The 24,397-nt window shown below is 64.7% G+C and carries 23 protein-coding genes; 17 read left to right on the forward strand and 6 right to left on the reverse strand.

Annotated elements, in window-relative coordinates:
* Positions 1-181: 181 nt before the first annotated feature.
* The gene (locus ACEWQ0_RS10645) at positions 182-2,041 is read left to right on the forward strand and encodes a DUF885 domain-containing protein (RefSeq protein WP_476485328.1); all 1,860 of its coding nucleotides are present in this window, start codon (positions 182-184) and stop codon (positions 2,039-2,041) included.
* Between the two features lie 31 nt (positions 2,042-2,072).
* Here the strand turns inward: ACEWQ0_RS10645 and ACEWQ0_RS10650 are convergent, their stop codons facing one another.
* Positions 2,073-3,437 (reverse strand): phosphohexomutase domain-containing protein, encoded by a 1,365-nt coding sequence (locus ACEWQ0_RS10650; RefSeq protein ID WP_476485329.1) that lies wholly within the window; start codon positions 3,435-3,437, stop codon positions 2,073-2,075.
* Positions 3,438-3,576: 139 nt separating this feature from the next.
* Here ACEWQ0_RS10650 and glyA point away from each other — a divergent pair, with 139 nt between their 5' ends.
* From glyA to ACEWQ0_RS10695, 9 genes are read left to right on the forward strand one after another with little or no spacing between them, the layout of a single operon-like run.
* Complete coding sequence (glyA, locus tag ACEWQ0_RS10655) at positions 3,577-4,836, forward strand: serine hydroxymethyltransferase (RefSeq protein ID WP_476483531.1); 1,260 nt, start codon at positions 3,577-3,579, stop codon at positions 4,834-4,836.
* Between the two features lie 47 nt (positions 4,837-4,883).
* Positions 4,884-5,390, forward strand: a complete 507-nt coding sequence (nrdR, locus tag ACEWQ0_RS10660; RefSeq protein ID WP_476483532.1) for a transcriptional regulator NrdR — start codon at positions 4,884-4,886, stop codon at positions 5,388-5,390.
* Between the two features lie 46 nt (positions 5,391-5,436).
* Entirely contained in the window at positions 5,437-6,513 is a 1,077-nt protein-coding gene (gene ribD, locus ACEWQ0_RS10665) for a bifunctional diaminohydroxyphosphoribosylaminopyrimidine deaminase/5-amino-6-(5-phosphoribosylamino)uracil reductase RibD (RefSeq protein WP_476485330.1), read from the forward strand.
* Positions 6,514-6,526: 13 nt separating this feature from the next.
* On the forward strand, positions 6,527-7,123 hold the full coding sequence (locus ACEWQ0_RS10670; RefSeq protein WP_476485331.1) for a riboflavin synthase: 597 nt from the start codon (positions 6,527-6,529) through the stop codon (positions 7,121-7,123).
* The gene (gene ribB, locus ACEWQ0_RS10675; RefSeq protein ID WP_476483535.1) at positions 7,120-8,235 is read left to right on the forward strand and encodes a 3,4-dihydroxy-2-butanone-4-phosphate synthase; all 1,116 of its coding nucleotides are present in this window, start codon (positions 7,120-7,122) and stop codon (positions 8,233-8,235) included. Before ACEWQ0_RS10670 ends, ribB begins: the two co-directional genes overlap by 4 nt.
* Before the next feature lie 9 nt (positions 8,236-8,244).
* On the forward strand, positions 8,245-8,706 hold the full coding sequence (ribH, locus tag ACEWQ0_RS10680) for a 6,7-dimethyl-8-ribityllumazine synthase (protein WP_476483536.1): 462 nt from the start codon (positions 8,245-8,247) through the stop codon (positions 8,704-8,706).
* The gene (gene nusB, locus ACEWQ0_RS10685; protein WP_476483537.1) at positions 8,703-9,164 is read left to right on the forward strand and encodes a transcription antitermination factor NusB; all 462 of its coding nucleotides are present in this window, start codon (positions 8,703-8,705) and stop codon (positions 9,162-9,164) included. Before ribH ends, nusB begins: the two co-directional genes overlap by 4 nt.
* Entirely contained in the window at positions 9,139-10,095 is a 957-nt protein-coding gene (gene thiL / locus ACEWQ0_RS10690; protein ID WP_476485332.1) for a thiamine-phosphate kinase, read from the forward strand. The genes nusB and thiL overlap by 26 nt, the downstream gene beginning before the upstream one ends.
* The gene (locus tag ACEWQ0_RS10695) at positions 10,088-10,579 is read left to right on the forward strand and encodes a phosphatidylglycerophosphatase A family protein (protein ID WP_476483538.1); all 492 of its coding nucleotides are present in this window, start codon (positions 10,088-10,090) and stop codon (positions 10,577-10,579) included. The genes thiL and ACEWQ0_RS10695 overlap by 8 nt, the downstream gene beginning before the upstream one ends.
* A 22-nt stretch (positions 10,580-10,601) precedes the next feature.
* Here ACEWQ0_RS10695 and ACEWQ0_RS10700 read toward each other — a convergent pair whose 3' ends face one another.
* Positions 10,602-10,976 carry a YraN family protein gene (locus ACEWQ0_RS10700; protein WP_476483539.1) on the reverse strand — a complete coding sequence of 125 codons (375 nt, stop codon included), beginning with the start codon at positions 10,974-10,976 and terminating at the stop codon, positions 10,602-10,604.
* The gene (locus ACEWQ0_RS10705; RefSeq protein WP_476483540.1) at positions 10,969-12,822 is read right to left on the reverse strand and encodes a penicillin-binding protein activator; all 1,854 of its coding nucleotides are present in this window, start codon (positions 12,820-12,822) and stop codon (positions 10,969-10,971) included. The genes ACEWQ0_RS10700 and ACEWQ0_RS10705 overlap by 8 nt, the downstream gene beginning before the upstream one ends.
* A gap of 104 nt (positions 12,823-12,926) precedes the next feature.
* On the opposite strand from ACEWQ0_RS10705, the gene ACEWQ0_RS10710 reads away from it, so the two are divergent.
* Positions 12,927-15,026, forward strand: a complete 2,100-nt coding sequence (locus tag ACEWQ0_RS10710; protein ID WP_476485333.1) for a prolyl oligopeptidase family serine peptidase — start codon at positions 12,927-12,929, stop codon at positions 15,024-15,026.
* A gap of 243 nt (positions 15,027-15,269) precedes the next feature.
* On the forward strand, positions 15,270-16,127 hold the full coding sequence (gene rpoH / locus ACEWQ0_RS10715) for an RNA polymerase sigma factor RpoH (protein WP_476483542.1): 858 nt from the start codon (positions 15,270-15,272) through the stop codon (positions 16,125-16,127).
* Between the two features lie 100 nt (positions 16,128-16,227).
* Here the strand turns inward: rpoH and murB are convergent, their stop codons facing one another.
* The 3 genes from murB to amaB all read right to left on the reverse strand — a co-directional run bounded on the left by murB (position 16,228) and on the right by amaB (position 19,992).
* A complete protein-coding gene (gene murB / locus ACEWQ0_RS10720; protein ID WP_476483543.1) occupies positions 16,228-17,262 on the reverse strand; it encodes a UDP-N-acetylmuramate dehydrogenase in 1,035 nt (344 codons plus the stop codon).
* Positions 17,240-18,274 carry a quinone-dependent dihydroorotate dehydrogenase gene (locus ACEWQ0_RS10725; protein WP_476485334.1) on the reverse strand — a complete coding sequence of 345 codons (1,035 nt, stop codon included), beginning with the start codon at positions 18,272-18,274 and terminating at the stop codon, positions 17,240-17,242. The genes murB and ACEWQ0_RS10725 overlap by 23 nt, the downstream gene beginning before the upstream one ends.
* Positions 18,275-18,462: 188 nt before the next feature.
* Positions 18,463-19,992, reverse strand: a complete 1,530-nt coding sequence (gene amaB / locus ACEWQ0_RS10730; protein ID WP_476483545.1) for an L-piperidine-6-carboxylate dehydrogenase — start codon at positions 19,990-19,992, stop codon at positions 18,463-18,465.
* A 250-nt stretch (positions 19,993-20,242) separates the two neighbouring features.
* Between amaB and rpoE the strand changes: the two genes are divergently transcribed.
* From rpoE to ACEWQ0_RS10755, 5 genes are read left to right on the forward strand one after another with little or no spacing between them, the layout of a single operon-like run.
* Entirely contained in the window at positions 20,243-20,824 is a 582-nt protein-coding gene (rpoE, locus tag ACEWQ0_RS10735; protein WP_476483546.1) for an RNA polymerase sigma factor RpoE, read from the forward strand.
* Between the two features lie 12 nt (positions 20,825-20,836).
* Positions 20,837-21,442: a sigma-E factor negative regulatory protein gene (locus ACEWQ0_RS10740; protein WP_476483547.1), complete on the forward strand. Its 606-nt coding sequence runs from the start codon at positions 20,837-20,839 to the stop codon at positions 21,440-21,442.
* A gap of 43 nt (positions 21,443-21,485) precedes the next feature.
* Positions 21,486-22,445 (forward strand): MucB/RseB C-terminal domain-containing protein, encoded by a 960-nt coding sequence (locus ACEWQ0_RS10745; protein WP_476483548.1) that lies wholly within the window; start codon positions 21,486-21,488, stop codon positions 22,443-22,445.
* A 9-nt stretch (positions 22,446-22,454) separates the two neighbouring features.
* Positions 22,455-22,904 (forward strand): SoxR reducing system RseC family protein, encoded by a 450-nt coding sequence (locus ACEWQ0_RS10750; protein WP_476485335.1) that lies wholly within the window; start codon positions 22,455-22,457, stop codon positions 22,902-22,904.
* A 32-nt stretch (positions 22,905-22,936) separates the two neighbouring features.
* A complete protein-coding gene (locus ACEWQ0_RS10755) occupies positions 22,937-24,346 on the forward strand; it encodes a DegQ family serine endoprotease (protein WP_476485336.1) in 1,410 nt (469 codons plus the stop codon).
* Positions 24,347-24,397: the final 51 nt, after the last annotated feature.

Below are 24,397 nucleotides of genomic sequence, written 5' to 3' on the forward strand. Positions count from 1 at the left end.
ATGACTTCACAGTATAGAAGGTTCACTCGTCGCCCGGGCCGACCGAAAATTGGCCCGGGCTGACGCCGTATCAGGCGTCCGTGATCCGCGGCCGCGGCCGCGCGCTGCGGCCCGGCGGCTCGCTGTCGGTCAGAAAAATGGGGTAGCATCAAAGCTGTTTCAACTTTCCGGGAGAGCATCCATGCCCGCCGCGATCCGACTCGCCTTTCTTGTGTTCTTGCCCGCGCTGGTCGTTGCCTGCGCTGATTCGGCCGACCCTTCCGACCCGACTGCGACTGCCGCGGTCGACGCCAATCAAATCGCGCCGGAGGCGTCCGGACAGGCTGACGAAAAGGCGGGCGATACAGCGCAGGGAAGCGAGTCGACGGATTTCGACGCCTTCGTCGACGACCTGATCGCTGACCTGCTGCGCCGCTCGCCGGAATGGGCCATTTATCAGGGGCGCTATGAAAATGCCGGGACGGTGACCATTCCCGATGCTCGCCATCGGCGTGAGGAGCTCCAGTTCATCGAGCGGTCGCTGACCCGGTTGCACTCATTCGACCGCGACTCGCTCCCGGTTGATCGACGCACTGATTACGAGCTGCTGGAAAATCGACTCGAGTCGATGCGTTTTTACACGCAAACGCTGAAAAGCTGGGAGTGGCAGCCCTCGCAATACAACGTCGCTGGACCGTTGAGCATCCTGCTGAATACCGAATTCGCGCCGCTGCCCGAGCGGCTTGCGCTGATTCGCGACCGTCTCGAACAGGTGCCCGCCTATTATCAGGCGGCGCGGGAAAGCCTCGGGGTGCCTACCATCGAGCATACCGAGCTGGCCATCAGCCAGAACCGCGGTGCCTTGAGCGTGCTCGGCAGTGTGCGTGAGCATGTCGCCGGTGGCGCCGTCGAGCTGGACCCCGAACTGGCCAGCTCAATGTCGAGCGCGCTGGATGATGCCGCGGCAGCGATCGAATCCTGGGTGTCCTGGCTGGAACAGCGCCTGGCCCGTCTGGAATCATCGGACCAGGCTCGTTCCTTCCGGCTCGGCGAGACGCTCTACGAGCAGAAATTTGCCCATGATATCCAGGCGGACTTCACCGCCGCCGAGCTCTACCAGCGCGCCCTGGATGAAAAACAGCGCCTGCTCGAGGAGATGGATGGCTACACCCGTGAGCTGTGGCCGGAGTATTTCGACGGGCAGGAGATGCCGGAAGCGCGGCTGGAGCGCATTGGGCAGATGATCGATCGACTGTCCCGAGACCATGTGGCAGCCGAGGACTTCGTCGAAGAAATCCGCGGGCAGATGCCGCAGTTGGCGGCCTTCGTGCGCGAAAAGGATCTTCTGGATCAGGACCCCGACAAGCCTCTGGTGGTGCGGGAAACGCCTGAATACATGCGCGGCACCGGTGCCATCGCCTCGGTGAGCGCCCCGGGGCCGTTCAATCCGCAGGCCGAGACTTACTACAACGTCACCCCGCTGGAGACCTATGGCGAGGAGCAGGCGGCAAGCTACCTGCGCGAGTACAACGACTGGATGCTGCAGATTCTCAACATCCACGAAGGGATCCCGGGGCATTACACGCAGCTGCTGCACGCCAACACCTCGGCGAGCCTGGTCAAGAGCCTGTTCGGCAACGGTGCAATGATCGAGGGCTGGGCGGTCTATTCAGAGCGCATGATGCTCGAGGCAGGCTGGGGTGAACAGGCCCCGGAGCTGTGGCTGATGCACGGCAAATGGCTGCTGCGGGTCGTGCATAACGCCATTCTCGACTATGCGGTGCACGTGCGCGGCATGGAGCGGGACGTGGCCGTCAGGATGATGCAGGACGAAGCTTTCCAGGAAACATCGGAGGCCACCCAGAAGTGGCGTCGGCTGACGCTGAGCCAGGTGCAGCTGACGTCCTACTACGCCGGCTATGCCGCGATCATGGATCTGCGTGAGCAGCGCCGGGCCGAGCTGGGAGATGCATTCGACCTCAAGGCCTTCCACAATGAATTTCTCAGCTACGGCTCGGCCCCGGTCGACACGATTGCCGAACTGATGACCGACTCGGACTGAGTCGGCCATGCTGACCCGGCGCCTTGCCGGGTCAGCGGCGGTCGATCAGGGCGTGGAGCAGCTCGGTTTTTTTCTCGAGCAGGGCTGGGTCGGCGCGTGTTTCCACGTTCAGCCGAATCACCGGTTCGGTGTTGGAGGCGCGCAGGTTGAATCGCCAGTTGTCGAACGCCAGGCTGATGCCGTCGGTGCGATCAAGCTGCGGTTGATCGGCATCGAAGTGCCTCAGAACGCGGTCAATGGTGCCCTGGGTGTCTGCGACCGTGAAGTTGATTTCGCCGCTGCAGGGAAAGGTGTGGATGCGCTGATCGACAAGCTGCGCCAGCGACTTGCCGGTGGTGTTGATGCGCTCGAGCAGCAGCAGCCACGGAATCATGCCCGAGTCACAGTAGCTGAAGTCGCGGAAGTAGTGGTGCGCCGACATTTCGCCACCGTAGAGCGCGTTTTCCGAGCGCATGCGTTCCTTGATGAAGGCGTGCCCGCTCTTGTTGACCAAGGCCTGCCCTCCGGCATCGGCCACTTCATCGAGCGTGTTCCAGGTCAGGCGCGGGTCGAGCACGATCTTCTCGCCCGGTGACTGCTCGAGCAGCTGCCGCGCGAACAGGCCGACAAGATAATATCCTTCGATGAATCGACCGTTGTGGTCGAAGAAGAAGCAGCGGTCGAAGTCGCCGTCCCAGGCAATACCCAGGTCGGCCTTCGCGTCGATCATGGTCTGCGCAGTTTCCCGACGGTTTTCCGGCAACAACGGGTTGGGCACGCCGTTGGGAAAGCTGCCGTCGGGCGCATGATGCAGACGCACGACATCGAGCGGCAAGCCGCTGGCAATCGCATCGAAAGCGGGGCCGGCACAGCCGTTGCCTGCGTTGACCACGATTTTCATTGGCGCCAGCCGGTCGGCGTGGATAAAGCCGCGAACGCGTTCGATATAGCTTGCGAACACCGACAGTTCTTGATGGCTTCCCCGGGCCCCGTTGCGCGGCGAATCGATGCCCTGGGCAACCAGCGCTTCCATCTGTTTCAGGCCGGTATCGGCACTGACCGGGATGGCCTGCTCGCGCACCATCTTCATGCCGTTGTAGTCGGCTGGATTGTGGCTGGCCGTGATCATGATGCCGCCGCCCATTCCTTCCAGCGAGGCGGCGTGATAGACGACCTCGGTTCCGCAAAGGCCGATACTGCGCGTGTCCACCCCGGCGCGGTTGAGGCCATCGGCCAGGGCATCGGCCAGCGCCTGGCTGGAGGCGCGCATGTCAAATCCGATCGCGACCGGACCTTGCGGCTCGATCACGCGGGCGTAGGCCAGGCCGATCAGAAAGGCGCGCTCCTCGTTGAGCTGGTCAGGAACGCGTCCGCGGACGTCGTAGGCCTTGAATGGCGAGTCTGGAAGCTTGTGCATGGAGTCGTCTCATCTGCCGGGAGAACCTGTTCGCAGACTACATGATAGGCGAGGCGGCCTGGCGACAGTGACCGGCGAACCCCGGGTGACTTGGTGATACCATTGATGCGCCTGCAAAAACCACTGGAATATTCAACTCATGTTCGACAAATCTTTCACCATTGCCGGGTTCGATGATGAGCTGGCGCGCGCCATTCGCTCCGAGGAGCAGCGTCAGGAAGATCACATCGAGCTGATCGCCTCGGAAAACTACGCCAGTCCGCGCGTGATGGAAGCGCAGGGTTCGGTGTTGACCAACAAGTATGCCGAGGGATATCCGGGACGGCGCTATTATGGCGGCTGCGAGTTCGTCGACATTGCCGAAAGCCTGGCCATCGAGCGTGCCAAGAAGCTGTTTGATGCCGGGTATGCCAACGTGCAGCCGCATTCGGGCTCGCAGGCCAATCAGGCGGTCTATCTTTCCCTGCTTCAGCCCGGCGACACGATTCTGGGCATGGATCTGACCGAAGGCGGGCATCTGACGCATGGCGCCAAGGTGAATTTTTCCGGCCGGGTGTTCAATGCCGTTCACTACGGGCTCGACCGCGACAGCGGCGAGGTCGACTATGAGCACATGGCCGCAATGGCGCACAAGCACAAGCCGAAAATGCTGATCGGTGGCTTTTCTGCTTATTCCCGTCTGGTCGACTGGGCCCGGATGCGCGCGATTGCCGACGAGGTCGGCGCCTGGTTCATGGTCGACATGGCACACGTCGCTGGCCTGATCGCCGCCGGCATCTATCCCAACCCCGTTCCCCACGCCCACGTCACGACCTCGACCACGCACAAGACGCTCCGGGGCCCGCGTGGCGGCATCATCCTGTCACCCGGTGATGATGAAGAGCTGACCAAGAAGTTTCAGTCGCTGGTCTTTCCGGGTTGCCAGGGTGGGCCGCTGATGCACGTCATCGCCGCCAAGGCCGTTGCTTTCAAGGAGGCCCTGGAGCCGGAGTTCACCGATTACCAGCAGCGCGTGGTCGCCAACGCCCGCGCCATGGCCGCGACCATCATGGAGCGCGGCTACAAGGTGGTCTCCGGCGGCTCCGACAATCATCTGTTCCTGATCGATCTGACCGACAAGGACATCACCGGCAAGGACGCCGAAGCAGCGCTGGGCCGGGCCAACATCACGGTCAACAAGAACACCGTGCCGGGCGAGTCGCGCTCGCCATTCGTCACCTCGGGGCTGCGCATCGGCACGCCGGCATCGACCACGCGCGGGTTCACCGAAGACGACTGCCGCGAGCTGGCCGGGCTGATCTGCGACGTCCTTGACAACATGGGCGACGAATCCGTCGAACAGCGAGTGAAGGAGTCTGCCCTCGCTCTCTGCCGCAAGCATCCGGTCTATGGGGATTGATGGCTCACTCCCTGGCGTCACGGTTTAAGGTCGGAGCTGTCTGAGTCGTGTGGTGCCCGTTCTGCAATCACACCGATACCCGCGTGGTCGACTCACGTCTGGCCTCCGACGGCTTCCAGATCCGGCGCCGACGCGAGTGTGCCGATTGCGGCGCGCGCTTCAATACTCTGGAGACGGCGGTCCTGAAAGCGCCCAACGTGATCAAGGCCGACGGTTCGCGGGAGGCGTTCAGCGAAGACAAGCTCCGGCGCGGCATGCTCAAGGCGCTGGAGAAGCGCCCGGTGGAAACCCAACTGGTCGAGCGCGCTATCCGCACCCTGGTGCGGGCAGTGCATACCCTTGAAGAACCGGAGATTTCCAGCCAGAAGCTGGGCGACTGGGTGGCGGCCGAGCTGTCGCAGCTTGATCAGGTGGCCTATGTTCGTTTCGCGTCGGTCTACCGGCGCTTCGAAGATGTGCAGGCCTTCCGCGTGGAAATCGAGAAGCTCGAGCGCGACAACCCCGGCATGATCGATCGGCGCCAGATTCCTTTGCTTGACGACGGTCAGAAATGATGCCGAACACGCCTGCCGCTGATCTCTGACTGCTGTTTTTTTGCGTATGTCCTTTACCGCAGACGATCATCGCTACATGGCCGAAGCCCTTCGTCTGGCCGAGAAGGGCAGCCTGAGCGCCGACCCCAACCCGGTCGTCGGCTGCGTGATCGTCCAAGCAGGTGAGGTTGTGGGTCGCGGCTGGCATCGGGCTGCTGGCGAGCCGCACGCTGAAACGCTTGCCCTTCAGCAGGCCGGCATCCGGGCGCGCGGTGCGACGGCCTATGTCAGCCTCGAGCCCTGCAGCCATCAGGGGCGTACGCCGCCGTGTACCACGGCACTGATCGAGGCTGGTGTCGCTGCGGTGGTTTCGGCCATGCCCGATCCGGACGGGCGCGTGGCCGGCGCGGGCCACGACCAGCTCACACGCGCGGGGATCACTGTGCGAACCGGGTTGATGGAGGATGCTGCAAGGGCGCTCAACCGGGGCTTCATCAGCCGGCACGAGCGTGGCCGTCCCTGGGTGCGCGTCAAGCTGGCCGCCAGCCTGGATGGCTTGACCGCCGGGGCCGATGATCGTTCGCAGTGGATCACCGGGGCCTCTGCCCGCGCCGATGTGCAGCTCTGGCGCGCTCGAGCCTCATGCATTCTGACCGGGATCGGGACCGTGCTGACCGACGACCCGAGGCTGAACGTACGCCTGAGCGGCTTTGATCGCCAGCTGCCGCGCGTTGTCGTCGACTCGCGTGCGCGCCTGCCCGAACAGCCCCGGCTGATGACGCTGCCCGGGCCGGTCATCGTGGCCAGCTGTGCCCCGGGACAAGAGCGGGACGGCGTGGAATGGTGGCAATTGCCGGCGGATGCCACCGGTCGGGTCAGCCTGCCGGAGCTGCTGCAGCGCCTGGCCGAGCGCGAGTTCAATACGGTTCACGTCGAGGCCGGCCCCACCCTTTGCGGCGCGCTGACGGCGCAGGGGCTGGTCGATGAGCTGCTGGTCTATCAGGCGCCCTGTCTGATCGGGCGCGGGCGACCGCTGCTGGATCTGCCGGGGATGGAAAAATTCGACGACCGCCTCCATGTCCAACTGGTCGAAGCGCGTCGCTTTGTCCAGGACTGGCGCTTTCTGTACCGATTTGTCTCCTGAAAGGGGCGCAGTGATGTTTACCGGAATTGTCCAGTCTGTCGGGCGGGTCAGCAGGATTATGCCCGCTTCGGGCGGCTGTCGCATGCGTATCGATTGCCCCCGGCTTGAACCGGCGCAGTGGCGCGAAGGCGACAGCGTGTCGGTTGCCGGCTGCTGCCTGACCGCGCTGGCCATCGACGAGCAGGGTTTCTCGGCTGATCTGTCGGCCGAGACGCTCGAGCGAACCAGTCTGGGCAGCCTGCGTGCCGGCAGCCCGGTCAACCTCGAGCCGGCGCTGGCGCTGGGTGATCGTCTGGGCGGTCATCTGGTGACCGGCCATATCGACGGCCTGGCCGAAGTGGTTTCGATTCAGCCGGTCGGCGACAGTCGTGTTGTGCGCTTTCGTGTTCCTGAAGCGCTGGCGCGCTTCATTGCTGAGAAGGGTTCGGTCACGCTCGACGGCGTGAGCCTGACCATCAACGCCGTCGACGGGCGCGAGTTCGAGGTCAACCTGATTCCGCACACCCTTGCGGTGACCACACTGGGCGGGCTCGAAGTCGATGGCCGGGTCAACCTCGAAGTGGACCTGCTTGCCCGTTATCTGGAACGGCTCACTGGAGTGACCTCATGAGTTTTGACTCGATTGAATCCATCCTCAAGGATGTTGCTGCCGGTCGCATGGTCGTCATGCTCGATGATGAGGATCGCGAGAACGAGGGCGATCTGATCATGGCCGCGCCGATGGTGCGCCCGGAAGACATCAATTTCATGGCGCGTTACGGCCGCGGGTTGATCTGTCTGTCGCTCACGCGCGAGCGCTGTCGCCAGCTGGGCCTGCAGCTGATGGTGCGCGATACCGATCGCCATCATCAGACCAATTTCACCGTATCCATCGAAGCGGCCACCGGCGTGACGACCGGCATTTCGGCCTACGACCGCGCGCATACCATTCGCACGGCGGTGGCCCCGGACGCCGGGCTTGACAGCCTCAATCAGCCCGGCCACGTGTTTCCGCTCATGGCCCAGCCCGGGGGGGTGCTGGCGCGTGCCGGGCACACCGAGGCGGGCATGGATCTGGCGTTGCTGGCCGGGCTGGAGCCTGCCGCTGTTCTGGTCGAGATTCTCAACGAGGACGGCACCATGGCGCGGCGGCCGGAGCTCGAGGCGTTCGTCAAGGAGCACGGCCTGAAGATGGGCACCGTGGCTGACCTGATTCGCTACCGCATGAGTACCGAGCAGAACGTCGAGTGTGTGCACACCCAGACGGTGGGTACGGCCCACGGCGAGTTCCTGCTCAAGGTCTTTCGCGACCGCATCACCCAGCGCCTGCACTGGGCGCTGATCCGCGGCGAAATCGATCCGGAAAAATCGATTCCGGTGCGGGTGCACGTCCCCGAGCTGCTCGGCGACGTGATGGGCATTACCGAGCCCGGCTTCGGCATGCCGCTGGATGCCGCCCTGGCCGACATCGCCCGCCGCGGCCACGGCCTGGCCCTGGTGCTGGGCCACGATGAAGAGGACGCCAGCCGATTGGCCGGTCTGACGGCGGCCGAAAGCGGAGCCGAGGCTGGCCAGACCGACCACGCAGCCAACGAGCTGCGCAGCTATGGTATCGCCGCGCAGATCATCGCCGAGCTCGGCATCCGCCGCATGCAGGTCTTCGGCGCGCCCAAGCGCCTGCACGCGCTGGACGGCTTCGGCCTGGAGATCACCGACTACCTTCTGCCTGAAGAAGAGGGCTGAGTTGACATCATGACTGAACCGCATCGGGCTGCAGACCGCAGCCGCGTCGCCATCGCCGTGGCGCGTTTCAACGCCGAGATCACCAACCTGATGCTGGCCGGCTGTCGCCAGGCTTTGCTGGATGCCGGCATGGACGAGGAGCACATCGAGGTCCATCCCGTTCCGGGCGCCTGGGAGCTGACCCTGGCCGCAGCAGCGCTGGCCGCCAGCGGTCGCTTTGATGCGATCATCGCGCTGGGCGCGGTGGTGCGCGGCGAGACCGCGCATTTCGATTTCATTTCCGCCGAGTGTGCGCGCGGGCTGCAACAGGTTCAGCTCGAGAGCGGCCTGCCGGTCGGCTTTGGCGTGCTCACCCCGGAAAATGCTGAGCAGGCGCTTGAGCGCGCTGATCCGGAGCGCAAGAACAAGGGCCGGGAAGCGGCCATGGCGGTGCTCGACATGATCGAGTTCAAGCGTCGGGTGGGGGCATGAGCCGACGGCGTACGGTCAGCCCTTACGAGCCGCGTCGCCGCGCCCGGCGCCGAGCCTTGCAGGCGCTCTATCAGTGGCAGATCAATGACAGCAGTGCGCCGGCCATCATCGAGCAGTTCCGTGAGGAGCAGAACTTCAGCGGCGTGGATGAAAACTATTTCGAGACGCTGGTGCGCGAGGTCGTGGCCAATCGCGAAGCGCTGGATGCCGCGCTCAATCCCCACGTCAAGCGTGCCGATGCCAGCCTTGATCAGATGGAGCGCGTCATCCTCCGACTGGGTGCGTGCGAACTCATGCATCACCCGGAAACTCCATATCGGGTGATTATCGACGAAGCCGTCGAGCTTGCGCACCGCTTCGGGGCCGAGCAGGCGCACACCTTTGTCAACGGCGTGCTCGATCGCCTGTCGCGCATGGTGCGCAAGGCAGAGCGTGACGCCAGTGCCGGCGATGGATGAGTTCGGGTTGATCGAGCGCATCCGCGCACGCGCCGCCCCGGGTCATGGTGTGACTCTGGGGATTGGCGACGACGCCGCGGTGCTCACGCCCACACCTGACCATCAGCTGGCGGTCACCACCGATTCGCTGGTTCTTGACCGCCATTTCACGCCCGACTGGCCGGCCGAAGACGTCGGCCACCTGGCTGCGCACGCCAATCTGAGTGATCTGGCCGCCATGGGCGCCGCGCCGCGCTGGGCCCTGCTGGCGCTGACGCTGCCGCATATCGAGGAGCGCTGGATCGATGGCTTTCTCGATGGTTTCCTGGCCGCCGCGGAGGCTGCCGATATGGCGCTGGTGGGCGGCAATCTGGCGCGCGGCGCGCTCAATATCGGCGTCGAGCTGATCGGTGAACTGCCCGCGGGCCAGGCGGTGACTCGCCACGGCGGCCGGCCCGGAGATCGACTGGTCGTGACCGGCACGGTTGGCGATGCGGCGGCGGCTCTGAGACTGGGTGATCAGGCTGGTTCTGATTTGCGTGCGCGCTTGCGCCGACCCACCGCGCGGGTCACGGCGGGTCAGGTGCTGCGCGCGTCAGCCCGGGCCATGATCGATCTCTCCGACGGCTTGCTGGCCGACCTGAATCACTTGCTGCAAAGGGGCCTGGGCGCTGAAGTCGATCTCGATGCCCTGCCGGCTTCAGCCGCCCTGAAGCGTGCCGTCGCCGATCCCGTCGAGCGTTTTCGCCTGCAGACCGGCGGCGGCAGCGATTACGAGCTGCTTGCCGTGCTGCCGGCTGCTGCCGACCTCGAGGCGCTTGCCCGGGATGCCCGGGTCGATCTGACCGCCATTGGCGTCATTGGCGGGGAGGGCGGCGTGGTTTGCCGCTCGGCACAGCATGCAGTGCCGGCCGGTCTGGGAGCGGGCTGGGACCACTTTCGTCATGACTGAGCGAGCGCGCACGCGCGAGGTGGCGCTGGGTTCGGTCGACGGCTTTCTGGCCTTTGGTTTTGGCAGCGGGCTGTCGCCGTATGCGCCGGGCACGGCCGGCAGCCTGGCCGCGGTTCCGTTGGCGCTGCCGCTGGTGTTTCTCCCCACGGGCCTGGCGCTGCTCGTGCTGGCGCTGGCTTTTGCCTTCGGCGTGTGGCTGTGCGGGCGCGTCGGGCGTCGTCTTGGCGTGCACGATCACAGCGGCATTGTCTTCGATGAGTTCGTCGGGCTGTGGCTGGTGCTGGTCTGCCTGCCGTTGAGCTGGGGCTGGTGGTTGGCGGCCTTTATCCTGTTTCGCGTTTTCGATGCCCTCAAGCCCTGGCCCATCGGCTGGTTCGACCGGCGCGTTCATGGCGGCCTTGGGGTCATGCTCGATGATGTGCTGGCGGCCGCGTATGCGCTGGCCTGCCTGCTGCTGGCCGCGGTGGTGCTTCAGGCGTACTGAAGGTACGTGCGGCGGTTGGTGCTCAGGCCGACAGCTCGAAAGCGCCGGCAATCCAGCGCAGGCGGTTTTCCTTTCCGTCGATACCGACGACGTCGAAGCGGCAGGCATGCTCCTGCCATTGCGGACGGCTCATCAGGAAATGACGCGCGGCGCTGATCAGCCGTCGCTGCTTGCGCTCGTCGATGCTGTCAATGCTGTCGACTCGGGCACCGGGGCCGCGCAGGCGCACTTCGATGAATGCCAGCACCTCGGTATCGTGGGCGGAGGGATCGAGCATGACCAGGTCGATTTCTCCCGCTCGGCACTGGTAGTTGCGCTCGACCAGCTTCAGGCCGCGTTCTGCAAGCCAGCGTTCGGCTTGCTGCTCCCCCTGCTCACCGCGGACTTGCCTACTCATCTTCCGGCTCTGCCGGTGTGGCAATGCCGCCGTTGATTCTGACCATCGGCAGGTCACGCCGGACTATCCGGTCGGCCGGCAGGCTCAGATCACCCATGGCCCCCGGTAGCGACAGCGCCGGATCGTCGCGCATCATCGCCAGCCAGGGCACCAGCGCCATGGCGTCGCGCCCCAGCGCGTGCAGGCGCGAAAGCGTGGCGTTGTCGAGGCCGGCATAGAGCGCGTCGGCACGCTCTCGCAGCGTGCCCGCAGTGGTGTAGTCGAGAAACCAGGGTGGCATGGGCGTGATGATGCCGTCGAGGTCGCGGTCGCGATCGGGGTGCGGGGCGCCGTCAACGATGTAGGAGGTGGCCATGATTGTCAGATCGCCGGCGTCAAAAAACTCCAGCTGCGGGCGCAGCAGGCGACCATCGTCTTCGCGTGCGCCGAGAAAGATGAGGTCGATATCGCTGCGCCGTCGGGCAACCGACTCGGGCCGGGTTCCGATCACGCCGGCCAGCCGCCGCGCCCGTGCCTGCGACTGGTCGACTTCGAGAGTCTCGCGCAGCAGCGTGGAGTGATCGGGCAGCGCAGGGTCATAGATGCGGTTGGCCAGGACCTGGCCGCCGCCGAGACGAAAGGTTTCGATAAAGGCGTCGGCGACGCGTTCACCCCAGTCGGAATACTGCGCCAGCACCAGCGCGCGCCGGTGCCCGGTGGCCAGGGCGTGAACGGCGGCCAGCTCGGCTTCGTCCTCCGGCGGCAGAGCCAGCGCAGCCACCTCGCCATCGGCAGCAGACAGTTGCTCGGGCTCCTCGGGCAGGTTGAGCAGCAGGGTTGGAATCAGGCCGGCATCGGGCAGGTCGATCAGGGCATCGACCTTGTCGCGCTGCAGCGGGCCAATGAGAAAATCGCTGCCGTTCTCGCGCGCATCGAACCAGGCCGCGTGCACGCTTTCCTGATCCTGGTCCAGGTAGTGGAACCTCAGTCGTGGTCGTCGATCCGGCGGCAGGCGCAGCCAGGCAGCCAGCAAGCCCTCACGCAGCGCCTCTCCCGGTCGATACAGCGGCGTGTCTGCGGCCGGCAGCAGCACCGTGATGTGCTCCGGCATCGGGCGGGTCTGGCGCCAGGCCGCGATCCAGCGACGGGCCTCGTCGGCCCGGTAGTCCTGCTCCGGCCAGCGCCTTTGCCAGGCAGACAGGGCCTGATCCAGGGCCGCGTCGTCGAGCAGCTGTTCGCGTGCGGTAATGACCAGGTCCAGCCAGGGCAGCAGGCGTGGCTGGTCAGACACCTGATAGAGCACGCGCTCGAGCTCGGCGACGGGATAGTCGAGCATCAGTGCCAGGGCGGTCTCCGGGCTGAATCCGGGCTCCGCGACGGCTGTCTGCAGCGCCGTCAGCGCGTCGCGAATGGGCCGGGACTCGTGTTCCTTCAGGCGGGCTTCCAGCTCGGCATGGCGCGCCTGCAGGCTGCGAGGCAGGCGCTCGGCGGTGCTTGCCAGCAGCCAGCCGGCGTTGGCCAGGTCGCCGCGGCGCATGGCCAGCTCCGCCTGCACCAGGTCCAGGCGCACGAGCTCGGCGTCGACCAGGGCTGCCGTGTCAATGCGCCTGAGCGTCTTCTCTGCCTGATCGAGCCGCGCGGCCTCGAGCCAGGCTTCGGCGGCGCGAAGCCACAGCCGATCGGCATCCAGGGGCCGGCTCAGCGCTTGCTGTTCAAAGGCCAGCGCGGCTTCGGTGTAATCACCGCGGGCCAGCATGCGTTCGATACGGCCGCCGTCGATGCCGGTTTCGCTGCGCGTGCCGGGGCCGGAGGGGGCGCAGGCGGTGAGCAGCGAAAGTGAAAACAACAGGAGAATGAGTCGTTTCATGCCGGGAATGATAAACCACGCCGGCCGTTGCCGGCACGGTGCGGCGCGATCTGGCATGATGCACGGGTTTGTCGATGTAGTCACTTAATCACTGGACATGAAACATGAAGCACCTTGTTGCGCTGTTTATGCTTGCCGGGGCGTTCGCCCCGACCACCGCCATGGCCGCTGACGATCCCTGGCTGTGGCTGGAAGACGTCGAGGGCGAAAATGCCCTGGCCTGGGCGCGCGGGCAGAACGAACGCGCCCTCGACTACCTCGAGTCGCAGCCGCAGTTCGAGTCGATCCACGCGCGTGCGCTCGAGATCCTGACTTCAGACGACCGCATTGCCTATCCCGGGCTGATGGGCGGGAAGGTCTACAACTTCTGGCGCGATGAGGCGCACGTCCGCGGACTCTGGCGCCAGACCTCTCTGGAAGACTATCGCAGTGACGCACCGGCATGGGACGTCATCCTGGATATCGACGCCCTGGCCGAACGCGAGGAAGAAAACTGGGTCTGGGCCGGGGCCAGCTGCCGCTATCCGGATTACGACCGCTGCATGGTCGGCCTGTCGATCGGCGGCGCGGATGCCGCAGTGAGGCGCGAGTTCGACCTGGAAACGCGCACATTCGTCGATGACGGATTCCAGCTGGATGAATCCAAGAGCTCGATCACCTGGCGCGATCGCGACAGCGTGTTCGTCGGCCCCGCCTTCAGTGACGACCAGGTGACCGATTCGGGTTATCCGCGCACGGTGCGGATCTGGCGGCGCGGCAGCGACTTGTCCGCGGCCGAGACCGTGTTCGAGGGTGAGAAGGGCGATGTCGGCGTATTTTCCGCCCGCATCCACGATGGCGATGAGCACTATGACTTGATCACGCGCGCGGTGACCTTCTTCACCTCCGAATATCATCTTCACGATCAGGGCCGGGTCCGCCGCATCAACGTCCCCGACGATGCCGCGCTGGCCGGCGTTATCGACGGGTACCTGCTCGTCGATCTGAAGTCCGACTGGACCGTGGGCGACCGAACCTTTTCGCAGGGCAGCCTGGTGGTGGGCCCGATCGAGTCGTTTCTCGACTCCGTGCCGGCGCTGGAGGTGCTGCTTCAGCCCGGCGAGCGGCAGTCGATCAACGGCGTGACCACGACCGAAAACGCGGTGCTGGTCAACCTGCTCGACAACGTCAGCGGCAAGCTGCTCAGCTTCACGCATGACGACGAGGGCTGGCGGCAGCGCGAGCTCGATGTGCCGGAGATGGGCACGATTTCGGTCGTGACCGCCGATGATCGCTCGGATCGCTTCTTCTACAACTACACCGGCTTTCTGACGCCGTCGACGCTCTACGAAGCCGACGCGCTGGCCGACACGCATCACGAGGTCCGCTCCGAACCGGCTCGATTTGACACCCGGGGCATGGAGGTGGTTCAGCACCAGGCCGAGTCGGCCGACGGGACGATGATTCCATATTTCGTGATCACGCCCGACGGTTATCAAGCTGACGGTGCCAGCCCTACGCTGCTCTCGGCCTATGGGGGCTTCGAGGTTTCGAGGACGCCCTACTATTCCGGCGTGGTCGGCACCGCCTGGCTGGAGCGCGGCGGCGTGTTCGTGCTCGCCAATATTCGCGGCGGCGGTGAGTTCGGGCCTGGCTGGCACCAGGCGGCGCTCAAGGAGAATCGTCAGCGCGCCTACGATGATCTGATTGCCGTCTCCGAGGATTTGATCGAGCGCGGCATCACCTCGCCGCAGCACCTCGGCATTCAGGGTGGTTCCAACGGCGGGCTGCTGGTCGGCGCGGTGATGGTACAGCGCCCCGACCTGTACAACGCCGTGGTCTGTCAGGTGCCGCTGCTTGATATGAAGCGCTACCACAAGCTGCTCGCCGGCGCCAGCTGGATGGGTGAGTACGGCAATCCGGACGACCCGGAGCAGTGGGCGTTCATCAGCGAGTACTCGCCCTACCAGAACGTGGCGGCCGGGGTCGAGTATCCGAAAGCGTTTTTCACGACCTCCACGCGTGATGACCGCGTCCACCCCGGACATGCGCGCAAGATGGTCGCGCGCATGCTCGATCAGGGCCATGACGTGCTTTATTACGAAAACATCGAGGGCGGTCACGGCGGTGCGGCCAACCTCAAGCAGCGCGCGTTCCTTTCGGGGCTGATCTACGCTTACCTGCACGATCGTCTGGCATCGGGTGCCGCCGGGGAGGCCGAGTAGCCCCCGACTCACGCCGTGCCGCGCAGGCAGGTTGCAGCTTGCCGGCGGTTCGCCGCCGGTGCAGGCGCATCAGCAGCGGGCTGGGTTTGCAGCCGGCGGTCGGCCTGATGCTGCGGCAGGCGTGGAACTTCGCCGCCGCGGTGGCGTCAAAACGCGCGAAAGGCAATAAAGGACCGAATCATTCCTGATTCAATCGGGAGCGTCTGATTTGGTATAATTTGCGGTGTATCGAAGGAGAATTACATGGCCAAGGATCTCGTACCCAGTCATCTGCTTGCGCCCGCCGGAACCGGCTCGCTGGATGCCTACATCCAGGAAGTCAACCGCATTCCGGTGCTGACGCTGGATGAAGAACAGAGCCTGGCGCGCCGCTATCGTGACGAAGAGGATCTGGACGCGGCCCGCAGGCTGGTCATGGCGCACCTGCGCTTCGTGGTGCACGTTGCGCGCGGCTACTCCGGCTACGGCCTCCAGATCAGCGACCTGATTCAGGAAGGCAACATCGGCCTGATGAAAGCGGTCAAGCGCTTTGATCCTGATCAGGGGGTCCGGCTGGTGTCGTTCGCCGTACACTGGATTCGGGCGGAAATGCACGAGTTCATTCTGCGCAATTGGCGCATCGTCAAGGTGGCCACCACCAAGGCGCAGCGCAAGCTGTTCTTCAACCTGCGTCGACAGAAAAAGCGCTTGGGCTGGCTCAATCAAGCCGAGGTCAACGCGGTGGCCGATGACCTGGGCGTCAAGCCCGAAGTGGTCATGGAAATGGAGTCGCGCCTGTCGGGCCAGGATATCGGCTATGACATGCCGACCGACGACGATGAATCAACCTACATGGCGCCGGCCGCCTACCTCGAGGGCTTGACGGCATCTCCTGACGATATCGCCGAAGCCGAGGACTGGGAGCAGCACCATCGCAACCTGTTGTTTGATGGTATCGAAAGCCTCGATGACCGCTCGCGCGACATCATTCAGGCCCGCTGGCTGATGGATCCGAAGACCACGCTCCAGGAGCTGGCTGATCATTACGGCATTTCGGCCGAGCGCATCCGCCAGCTCGAGGCGGCAGCGATGAAAAAGCTCAAGGCGCGCTTCAAGGCCTGAATCGACCGCGAGCGAGCGGCTCTGCGGGTGCAGGGGCCCAGCGAACAGCAGCTTCAATACAGGCGGTGACCCGGCGCTCCCGGGCACCGCATCTTGCGGTTCATTTTTCGACACCTCCCACCATCATCGGCTCGGGTTCGAGCGCCAGCCCGAATTGCTGAGCTACCGATTCGGTAACGGCGGCAACCAGCTCCAGCAGCTCGGCGGCGCTGGCGCCACCATGGTTGACCAGTACCAGCGCATGGTGCTGGTAGACGCCGACCCGACCGATGGTGCGCCCTTTCCAGCCCAGACGCTCGATCATCCAGGCGGCCGCCAGCTTGTGGCGCCCGTCGGCCATGGGCCAGTGTGGCAGCTCGGGATGGGCAGCAAGCAGTCGCTCGGCGACGTCGGCATCAACGATGGGGTTCTTGAAAAAGCTGCCGGCATTGGCCAGGCGGCCCGGGTCGGGCAGACGATGACGTCGCAACCGCATGACGGCTGCTGCCAGCTGTCGCGCTCCGGGTCGGTCGATTCCCGTTCGCTTCAGCTCCCCGGCAAGGCTGGCGTATCCGGTTTGCGGAGTAAACGTCCTGGACAGCCTCAGGGTGACGTCGCAAATCACGAAGCGGCCGCGATCAGTGGACTTGAAGCGGCTGTCGCGATAGCCGAAGCCGCAGTCTTCGCGCCCGAGGGTGACCAGCTCCCGAGATTCGCGGTCGTAGGCGCTGAGTGATTCGAAGACATCGGCCAGTTCCATCCCGTAGGCGCCGATGTTCTGCATTGGTGCGGCGCCAACTGAGCCGGGGATCATGATCAGATTCTCGATGCCATAAAGGCCTGCACTCAGGCAGCGCCGAACCAGGGCATGCCAGTTCTCTCCGGCGGCCGCGGTGACCAGCACCTCCTCGCCGGCACAGCGACTGTGCACGCCGCGCATCTGGTTCAACACGATCCGGCCGGGAAAGTCGTCCACGAACAGGGTGTTGGAGCCGCCACCGAGAATCAGCTCCGTCCCCGGCTTGTCGGGCAGGGCAGCCAGCTGTCGGCGGGACTGGATGCAGACCAGCTCTGCGGCACGGGCCGGCAACCGGAAGGTGCTCAACGGCTCGAGATCGGCCTGATGAATGATCTCAGCTGCGTTCGGCAACGCCATCGGCGCTCCAGGCGCGGATGCACTCGCGGATCAGTGCCGGGCCGTGGTAGATGAAGCCGGTGTAGATCTGCACCAGATCAGCGCCGCAGTCCTGCTTGTTCGCGGCGTCGGCTCCGCAGCTGATGCCGCCCAGGCCAATGATCGGAAAGCGGCGCCCGAGCACGCGTCGGGCGTGGCGCAGTACCCGATCGGCCTGCGCTCTCAGGGGCATGCCGCTCAGGCCACCCACTTCATTGGCGTGGACATGGCCGTTGACGGCCTGGCGGGCGAGCGTCGTGTTGGTCGCGATCACGCCGTCAATGCCTGATTGACCAATGATGCCCAGCGAGCTGGTCAAGGCCTGCTCATCCCAGTCCGGTGCAATCTTGACCAGCAGCGGGCGCTGGCTGCCGTGTTCTGCCGCGAGCTGGTCGCGGGTCCGGGTCAGCTCGCTCAGCAGCTCGCGCAGATGGCCGGTATCCTGCAGCTCGCGCAGCTTGGCGGTATTGGGCGAGGAGATGTTGACCGTGACGTAGTCGCAGTGCCGGTAGACTTTCTCCAGACAGTAGCGGTAGTCACCGGCCGCCTCGTCTACCGCCGTGTCCTTCTGCTTGCCGATATTGGCGCCCACGATGCCGGCGAAGCGTCGGCGCTGCAGGCGTTCGACCAGGTGGTCGACGCCCTGGTTGTTGAAGCCCAGGCGATTGATCAGGGCCTGATGCTCGCTCAGGCGGAACATCCGCGGCTTCGGGTTGCCCGGCTGCGATCGGGGGGTAACGGTGCCGACTTCGATAAAGCCGAAGCCAAGATCACCCAGGGCATCGATGTGATCGCCGTTCTTGTCCAGCCCCGCGGCCAGGCCAACGGGGTTGGGAAAGCGCAGCCCCAGGATCTCGACGGGCTTGTTCTCAGGCCGTCCGCCCATCAATCGGGGCAAGCCGACGCAGCGGCCCGCCGACAGGGCGCCGAGCGCGAGCTCGTGCGCCGTCTCCGGCGGGAGCATGAACAGGCCGTTGCGAAGCCACTGGTACATGGTTGGTGCCTTCAAGGGGTGCCGAGCGAGGCGACAGGGAGGGCGCGGCGCAGGTCGCGGTTACAGCCGCGACCGAAGAGGTTTCAAGCCTGACCACGCATGGCTGTGCGTGTACAGGTTCCGACTCTCGTCCGTCGGCGATGTAACGCCGACCTGCGCGCAACCACCCCGCCGCCTCGGTATCGCCATCAGAGCTCGAACTTGATGCCCTGGGCCAGCGGCATTTCGGTTGACCAGTTGATAGTGTTGGTCTGGCGGCGCATGTAGGCCTTCCAGGCGTCCGAGCCGGATTCGCGGCCGCCGCCGGTTTCCTTTTCGCCACCGAAGGCGCCGCCGATCTCCGCACCCGAGGTGCCGATGTTGACGTTGGCGATGCCGCAGTCAGAACCCTGGTGCGACAGGTAGTATTCGGCGTTGCGCAGATCCGTGGTGAAGATCGACGAGGACAGGCCCTGGCGCACGTCGTTCTGCATTGCCACGGCGTCTTTCAGATCGCTGAACTTCATCACGTAGAGGATCGGCGCAAAGGTCTCTTCCTGAACGATATCCCAGTGGTTCTCGGCCTCGACGATGGCCGGCTCGACAAAGAAGCCCTCGCGATCGATGCGCTTGCCGCCGGTCAGGACCTTGCCGCCGGCTTCGCGCGCGCGCTCGATGGCCTGCTCGAAGCGCTTGACCGAGGCTTCGTCGGTCAGCGGGCCCATCAGCGTGTCGTCATCGAGCGGGTCACCGATGCGCACCTGGCCGTAGGCGTTGACCAGAGTCTCGACGGTCTGATCGTAGATCGACTCGTGCACGAACAGGCGGCGGGTGGAGGTGCAGCGCTGGCCGGCCGTGCCCACGGCGCCGAAGACCACGGCGGGGATCGCCAGGTTCACGTCGGCGGTCTCGTCCATGATGATGGCGTTGTTGCCGCCCAGCTCCAGCAGGCTCTTGCCCATGCGCGCGGCCACCCGTTCGCCGACCATGCGTCCGACCTGGGTGGAGCCGGTGAACGACATCAGGTCGACGCGCTCATCGTCGATGAAGCGCTCGGCCAGCTCGTTGCCGCCTTCCATGAAAGAAGTGAACACCGGCGGATAATCCGTGTCGGCCAGCGCCTCGTTGATGATGTTCTGCACGGCAACGCCGCACAGCACGCCCTTCGGGCTGGGCTTCCAGATTGTGGCGTTGCCGCAGATGGCCGAGATGAAGGCGTTCCAGGCGTATACGGCCACGGGAAAGTTGAAGGCCGTGATCACGCCGACCACGCCCAGCGGGTGCCACTGCTCGTACAGGCGGTGGCCCGGGCGCTCGGAATGCGTGGTCTTGCCGTAGAGCATGCGCGACTGGCCCAGCGCAAAGTCACCGATGTCGATCATTTCCTGGACTTCGCCGTCGCCTTCGGGCTTGATCTTGCCCATTTCCAGCGACACCAGGGAGCCCAGGGCGTCCTTGTAGTCGCGCAGCGCGTCGTTGGCCAGGCGCACTGCGTTGCCGCGCTCGGGCGCGGGAATCTTGCGCCAGGCCAGTGCTGCCTCCTGTGCGGTCTTGATGACCTTTTCGTAGTCGGCTTCGCTGGCCGCGCTGACGCGGGCGATGGTCTTGCCATCGGTGGGGTTGATCGATTCGATCAGATTGTCCTCGCGTACCGGGGCGTACTGGCCCGGGCCGAAACAGGTGCCGGGGTTGATGTCCTTCAGGCCCAGGCGTTCGAGCAGTTGCTTGTGATCACTCATGACCGTGGTCTCCTACGTGTTTTGGATCAGGAATTCAGCCGCCTATTATCGCACCTTGGAGCGGCCCGGGTCGAAGCGCTGCGCTGGCTGATTCGCCACGGCGGATGACGCGACGGCGTACCGCAGGCCGGCGGCGTGATATTCTCTGTCGGCAGGGAGTCTGCAGGATCTCCATGAAACTATCCGACCGGGCCATGGTCTAGTTCATCACATGCGCCCGGTCGCTCATGCAAGGACAGGAATTGCCCCGATGGGCGAGCGGGAAGTTGATCAGCAACTGGTAGAACGGGTACAAGGCGGTGACAAGTCGGCTTTCGATTTGCTGGTGGGCAAATACCAGCACAAGATCGTGAGTCTGGTGTCTCGCTATGTGTCCGATCATGCCGAGGCCCTCGACGTGGCCCAGGAGGCCTTCATCAAGGCCTATCGTGCAATTGGTCGCTTTCGTGGCGACAGTGCCTTTTACACCTGGCTATACCGGATTGCGATAAATACCGCCAAGAATCATCTGGTGGCACAGAGTCGTCGGCCGCCCCAGTTTGATGTCGATGCACAGGATGCGGAACAATTTCAGGTTGATTCACGTCTCAAGGAACAGGACTCGCCGGAACATGATCTCCTTCGATCCGAGATCGAGCAGACCATTCACCAGGCGATTGCGGATCTGCCGGACGATTTGAGAGTGGCCATTACACTGCGTGAGTTCGAAGGCATGAGCTACGAAGACATTGCCACAACCATGGATTGCCCGATCGGAACCGTCCGATCCAGAATCTTCAGGGCCCGCGAGGCCATCGACACGCGGCTGCGGCCGCTGCTGGACAATCAATAGGACAACTGCGATATGACTGAATCGAGCCGGGAACATCTGTCGAGCCTGATGGACGACGAGCTGGACCGCAAAGGATGCAAGTTCATGCTCAGGCGGCTTGCTGGCGATGCCGAACTCAAGGCCCGCTGGAGTCGCATGCACATGCTGCGGGCGTGTCTGCGCAACGAGCGTCTGGCCGGCGGTGACCTGGTAGCACGAGTGGCCGTTGCGCTCGAAAGCGAACCGGCGCCCAGTAAAAGCCTGTCTTCGAGGCTGCTGCGGCCGGTTGCCGGCGGCGCCATTGCCGCCAGCGTGGCGGTCATGGCCATTGTCGGCATCAACTCCAGTATGCTGGAGCAGAGCGGTTCCGGCGGTCTCGCTGAAAATGAAGAGCCCGGTTTCGTCAGTCGCCCCACGCAGCTTGATCAACCTTTCACCCAGTCGGCTGTTCCCGTCAGCTATTCCGAAGACCAGCGCTCGCAGCGCCAGCGGCTCAGCGGCTACGTCATGCGCCACCATCAGGCCGCGGGCAGCACGGGTTTCGTCTCCTGGGTGCCGATCGTTACCGAGCTCAACGCCGTCGAGAAAGAGGTCCGGGGAGAGCCGGTCGGTACCGAGGCGCCAGTAAACACCCCCTGACACCATGCATCGATCTCAGCCCCGCAGAATCCTGGCAACCCTGATGACCGGCGCGCTGCTGCTGGCACCGCTGGCCACGATGGCTGCCGAGCAGGGTGTGCACCACTGGCTCGATCGCATGTCACGGGCCATCGAGACTCTCAACTATCGCGGCACCCTGGTACACGTGCGCAACGGCGCCGTCGATACTCTCAATATCCTGCATCGTGCCGACGACGACGGCGTCCACGAGCGCATCTATTCGGTTGATGGCTCCCCGCGGGAAATCCTGCGCAGCGGCAACCGCGTGAGCTGTATCCTGCCGGGCACCGAGCCGATGATGCTCGAAAGCCAGCTGGCCGGGCGGCTGCTGCCCTCGCTGCCGGTCAATCGCCTGCTCGGTCCCGAGTCGGGTTACCAAATGAGTCTGGGGGGGCGCGAGCGCGTTGCCAACATGATGGCGCGCATCATTCACATCCAGCCGCGCGATGCCTATCGTTACGGCTCCCGGCTGTGGCTGGAGGAGCATACCGGCATGCTGCTGCGTTTCGCGCTCATCGACCATGATGGCCAGCAGCTTCAGCAGTTGTCGTTCACATCACTGGAGCTGGGCGGCAATATTTCCGACGCCGAGCTCGAGCCGGGGCTCGATGGCGATGCCTTCACGACCCAGATAGTCAACAAGACTTCCAGTGCGGCCAGCACCAGCATCAGTTCGATCCCGGTGAGCCCGCGTGTGCCGCGCGGTTTCCGCCTGGTCAACGCCGGCCGGGGCCTGGGGCCGGACGGCAAACAGTTCGAGCATCTGCTCTACAGCGACGGTCTGTCGAGTTTCTCGATCTACGTCGAGCGCGCCGCCGGCGAAACGGTCACCGGGCAGGTCGACACCATGGGTGCGGTGCACGCCTACACCACCCGGGCTGACGGTCAGCTCTATACCGTCGTTGGCGAAGTGCCGGCGGCGACGGTCGAGTTTGTCGGCCGCCAGCTGCGCCATGGCCGCCAGCCACGGGAACAGCGCTGAGTCGCGGCCATGATCTGGCAGCCGGCGCGGGTGGATGCCCGGGATTGCGACCATCTGACCCTGGTCTTCTTTCGCGCCGATGAATGTCAGCGATGCGCGCGCGGCCGGGGCTGCGGCGCCGGCGTGTTTTCCAGCCTTTTCAAACGCAGCGAGAGCCGGGTGCGAGTACCTGCCAGGCCGGGCCTCGTGCCGGGAGACCGGGTGCACGTGGGGCTTGAGCCGGCGGTGCTGACCGCCGCGGTGATGCGCCACTATGGTTTACCGCTGGTCGGGTTTCTTGCCGGCGCGGTGGCTGGCCACCTGCTGGCCGGCGAGAGTGGCGACCGCGATCTGTTTGCGCTGGGGGGCGGGCTGGCTGCGGCTGCGCTGCTGTTGCGCGCGCTTCCCGGCCGTCGGCAGCCGCTGTTGAACCTGGCGATCCGGCGCTTGCCCTGCAGCCGCACAGACACCAATTCGTGATTCAGCCAAACTCAAACCGAAGGAAGAGTGCAATGAATGGAACACTCAAGGCGATTGCCATTGCCTGCCTGCTGCTGACCGCGCAGTCGGCATTTGCACAGCCGGACTTTACCGAGCTGGTGGAAGAGTCGATTCCGGCTGTCGTCAATATCGAGACCACGCGCTTTGGCACCCGTCCGGACGAGACCGGCGGTGAGGCGCAGCGCATGCCCGAAGGCATGCCCGAGTTCTTTCGGCGCTTTTTCGACCAGCCTTACGGACGCGGCGGCCAGCCCGATCGCCAGGGCGGCGGATCCGGGTTCATCGTCGAGTCCGATGGCCTGATCGTGACCAACCATCACGTCATCGACGGCGCCGACGAGATCATCGTTCGCCTGGCTGATCGGCGCGAGTTCGAGGCCGAGCTGGTCGGCTCCGATGCCGAGACCGATATTGCCGTGCTGCGCATCGATGCCAACGACCTTCCGACGCTCGATTTCGGCTCCACCGATGAGCTCAAGCCCGGCCAGTGGGTCATCGCGATTGGCTCACCCTTCCAGTTCGAGCAGTCGGTGACGGCAGGGATCGTCAGCGCCAAGGGCCGCAGCCAGGGCGCGCGCCAGCAATACGTGCCCTTCATTCAGACCGATGTGGCCATCAACCGCGGCAACTCCGGTGGCCCACTGATTACCACCGACGGCAGGGTGGTCGGTATCAACTCCTGGATTCTCAGTTCCCACGGCGGCAATATCGGCCTGTCGTTTTCCATTCCCAGCGAGATCGCGCGCAATTCCATCCGGCAGCTGCTCGAGCATGGTCGCGTCATGCGTGGTTATCTGGGCGTTGTGCTGCAGGCCGTTACCCGCGAGCAGGCCGAGGCGCTGGGCCTCAAGCGCCCCGCCGGCGCCCTGATCAACCAGGTCGAACCCGGCAGCCCGGCCGAAAAGGCCGGTGTCGAAGTCGGTGACGTCATTCTCGAATTCAACGGCACGCCCATCGATCGTCACTCCGAGCTGCCACCGCTGGTAGGCATGGAGCGCCCGGGCACCAAGGCAGAGATGACCATCTGGCGCTGGGGCGAACGCCAGACGCTCGAGGTCACCCTGGAAGAGCGCGAGTCCGCCGCCGGGCGCCAGGGCATGGGCGGCAGCGGATCCGGCGAGCCGTCGAATGCCCTGGGCCTGGTCGTGGAGCCGCTGAGCGGTGAGCTGCGCGAGCGCTATGACGATCCTGAAAGCGGCCTGCTGGTTGCCGAGGTCGAAAGCGACAGTGCATATCGTGCCGGCATCCGCCGCGGCCAGTTGATCCTGATGATCAACAATCAGCCGGTCGGAGACATGGACGATTTCAATCGCATTGCCGCCGAAATCGAACCCGGCCGAACCGTGGCCTTGCTGGTACAGCAGCCCAACGGGACCACCGCTTTCCTGGCCTATCGTCCCGAAACCGAGAGCAAGGAGTGACGCGATTGGTCGCCGGCCCACCCCGGTCGGTATAATCGGCTACTCTTTAGT

It is taken from the genome of Wenzhouxiangella sp. YN9 (assembly GCF_056324165.1).

Coding starts and splice junctions, on each gene's coding strand:
- ACEWQ0_RS10645 (WP_476485328.1), top strand. CDS start 182: ATGCCCGCCGCGATCCGACTCGCCTTTCTTGTGTTCTTGCCCGCGCTG.
- ACEWQ0_RS10650 (WP_476485329.1), bottom strand. CDS start 3,437: ATGCACAAGCTTCCAGACTCGCCATTCAAGGCCTACGACGTCCGCGGA.
- glyA (WP_476483531.1), top strand. CDS start 3,577: ATGTTCGACAAATCTTTCACCATTGCCGGGTTCGATGATGAGCTGGCG.
- ribD (WP_476485330.1), top strand. CDS start 5,437: ATGTCCTTTACCGCAGACGATCATCGCTACATGGCCGAAGCCCTTCGT.
- ACEWQ0_RS10670 (WP_476485331.1), top strand. CDS start 6,527: ATGTTTACCGGAATTGTCCAGTCTGTCGGGCGGGTCAGCAGGATTATG.
- ribB (WP_476483535.1), top strand. CDS start 7,120: ATGAGTTTTGACTCGATTGAATCCATCCTCAAGGATGTTGCTGCCGGT.
- ribH (WP_476483536.1), top strand. CDS start 8,245: ATGACTGAACCGCATCGGGCTGCAGACCGCAGCCGCGTCGCCATCGCC.
- nusB (WP_476483537.1), top strand. CDS start 8,703: ATGAGCCGACGGCGTACGGTCAGCCCTTACGAGCCGCGTCGCCGCGCC.
- ACEWQ0_RS10695 (WP_476483538.1), top strand. CDS start 10,088: ATGACTGAGCGAGCGCGCACGCGCGAGGTGGCGCTGGGTTCGGTCGAC.
- ACEWQ0_RS10700 (WP_476483539.1), bottom strand. CDS start 10,976: ATGAGTAGGCAAGTCCGCGGTGAGCAGGGGGAGCAGCAAGCCGAACGC.
- ACEWQ0_RS10705 (WP_476483540.1), bottom strand. CDS start 12,822: ATGAAACGACTCATTCTCCTGTTGTTTTCACTTTCGCTGCTCACCGCC.
- ACEWQ0_RS10710 (WP_476485333.1), top strand. CDS start 12,927: ATGAAGCACCTTGTTGCGCTGTTTATGCTTGCCGGGGCGTTCGCCCCG.
- rpoH (WP_476483542.1), top strand. CDS start 15,270: ATGGCCAAGGATCTCGTACCCAGTCATCTGCTTGCGCCCGCCGGAACC.
- murB (WP_476483543.1), bottom strand. CDS start 17,262: ATGGCGTTGCCGAACGCAGCTGAGATCATTCATCAGGCCGATCTCGAG.
- ACEWQ0_RS10725 (WP_476485334.1), bottom strand. CDS start 18,274: ATGTACCAGTGGCTTCGCAACGGCCTGTTCATGCTCCCGCCGGAGACG.
- amaB (WP_476483545.1), bottom strand. CDS start 19,992: ATGAGTGATCACAAGCAACTGCTCGAACGCCTGGGCCTGAAGGACATC.
- rpoE (WP_476483546.1), top strand. CDS start 20,243: ATGGGCGAGCGGGAAGTTGATCAGCAACTGGTAGAACGGGTACAAGGC.
- ACEWQ0_RS10740 (WP_476483547.1), top strand. CDS start 20,837: ATGACTGAATCGAGCCGGGAACATCTGTCGAGCCTGATGGACGACGAG.
- ACEWQ0_RS10745 (WP_476483548.1), top strand. CDS start 21,486: ATGACCGGCGCGCTGCTGCTGGCACCGCTGGCCACGATGGCTGCCGAG.
- ACEWQ0_RS10750 (WP_476485335.1), top strand. CDS start 22,455: ATGATCTGGCAGCCGGCGCGGGTGGATGCCCGGGATTGCGACCATCTG.
- ACEWQ0_RS10755 (WP_476485336.1), top strand. CDS start 22,937: ATGAATGGAACACTCAAGGCGATTGCCATTGCCTGCCTGCTGCTGACC.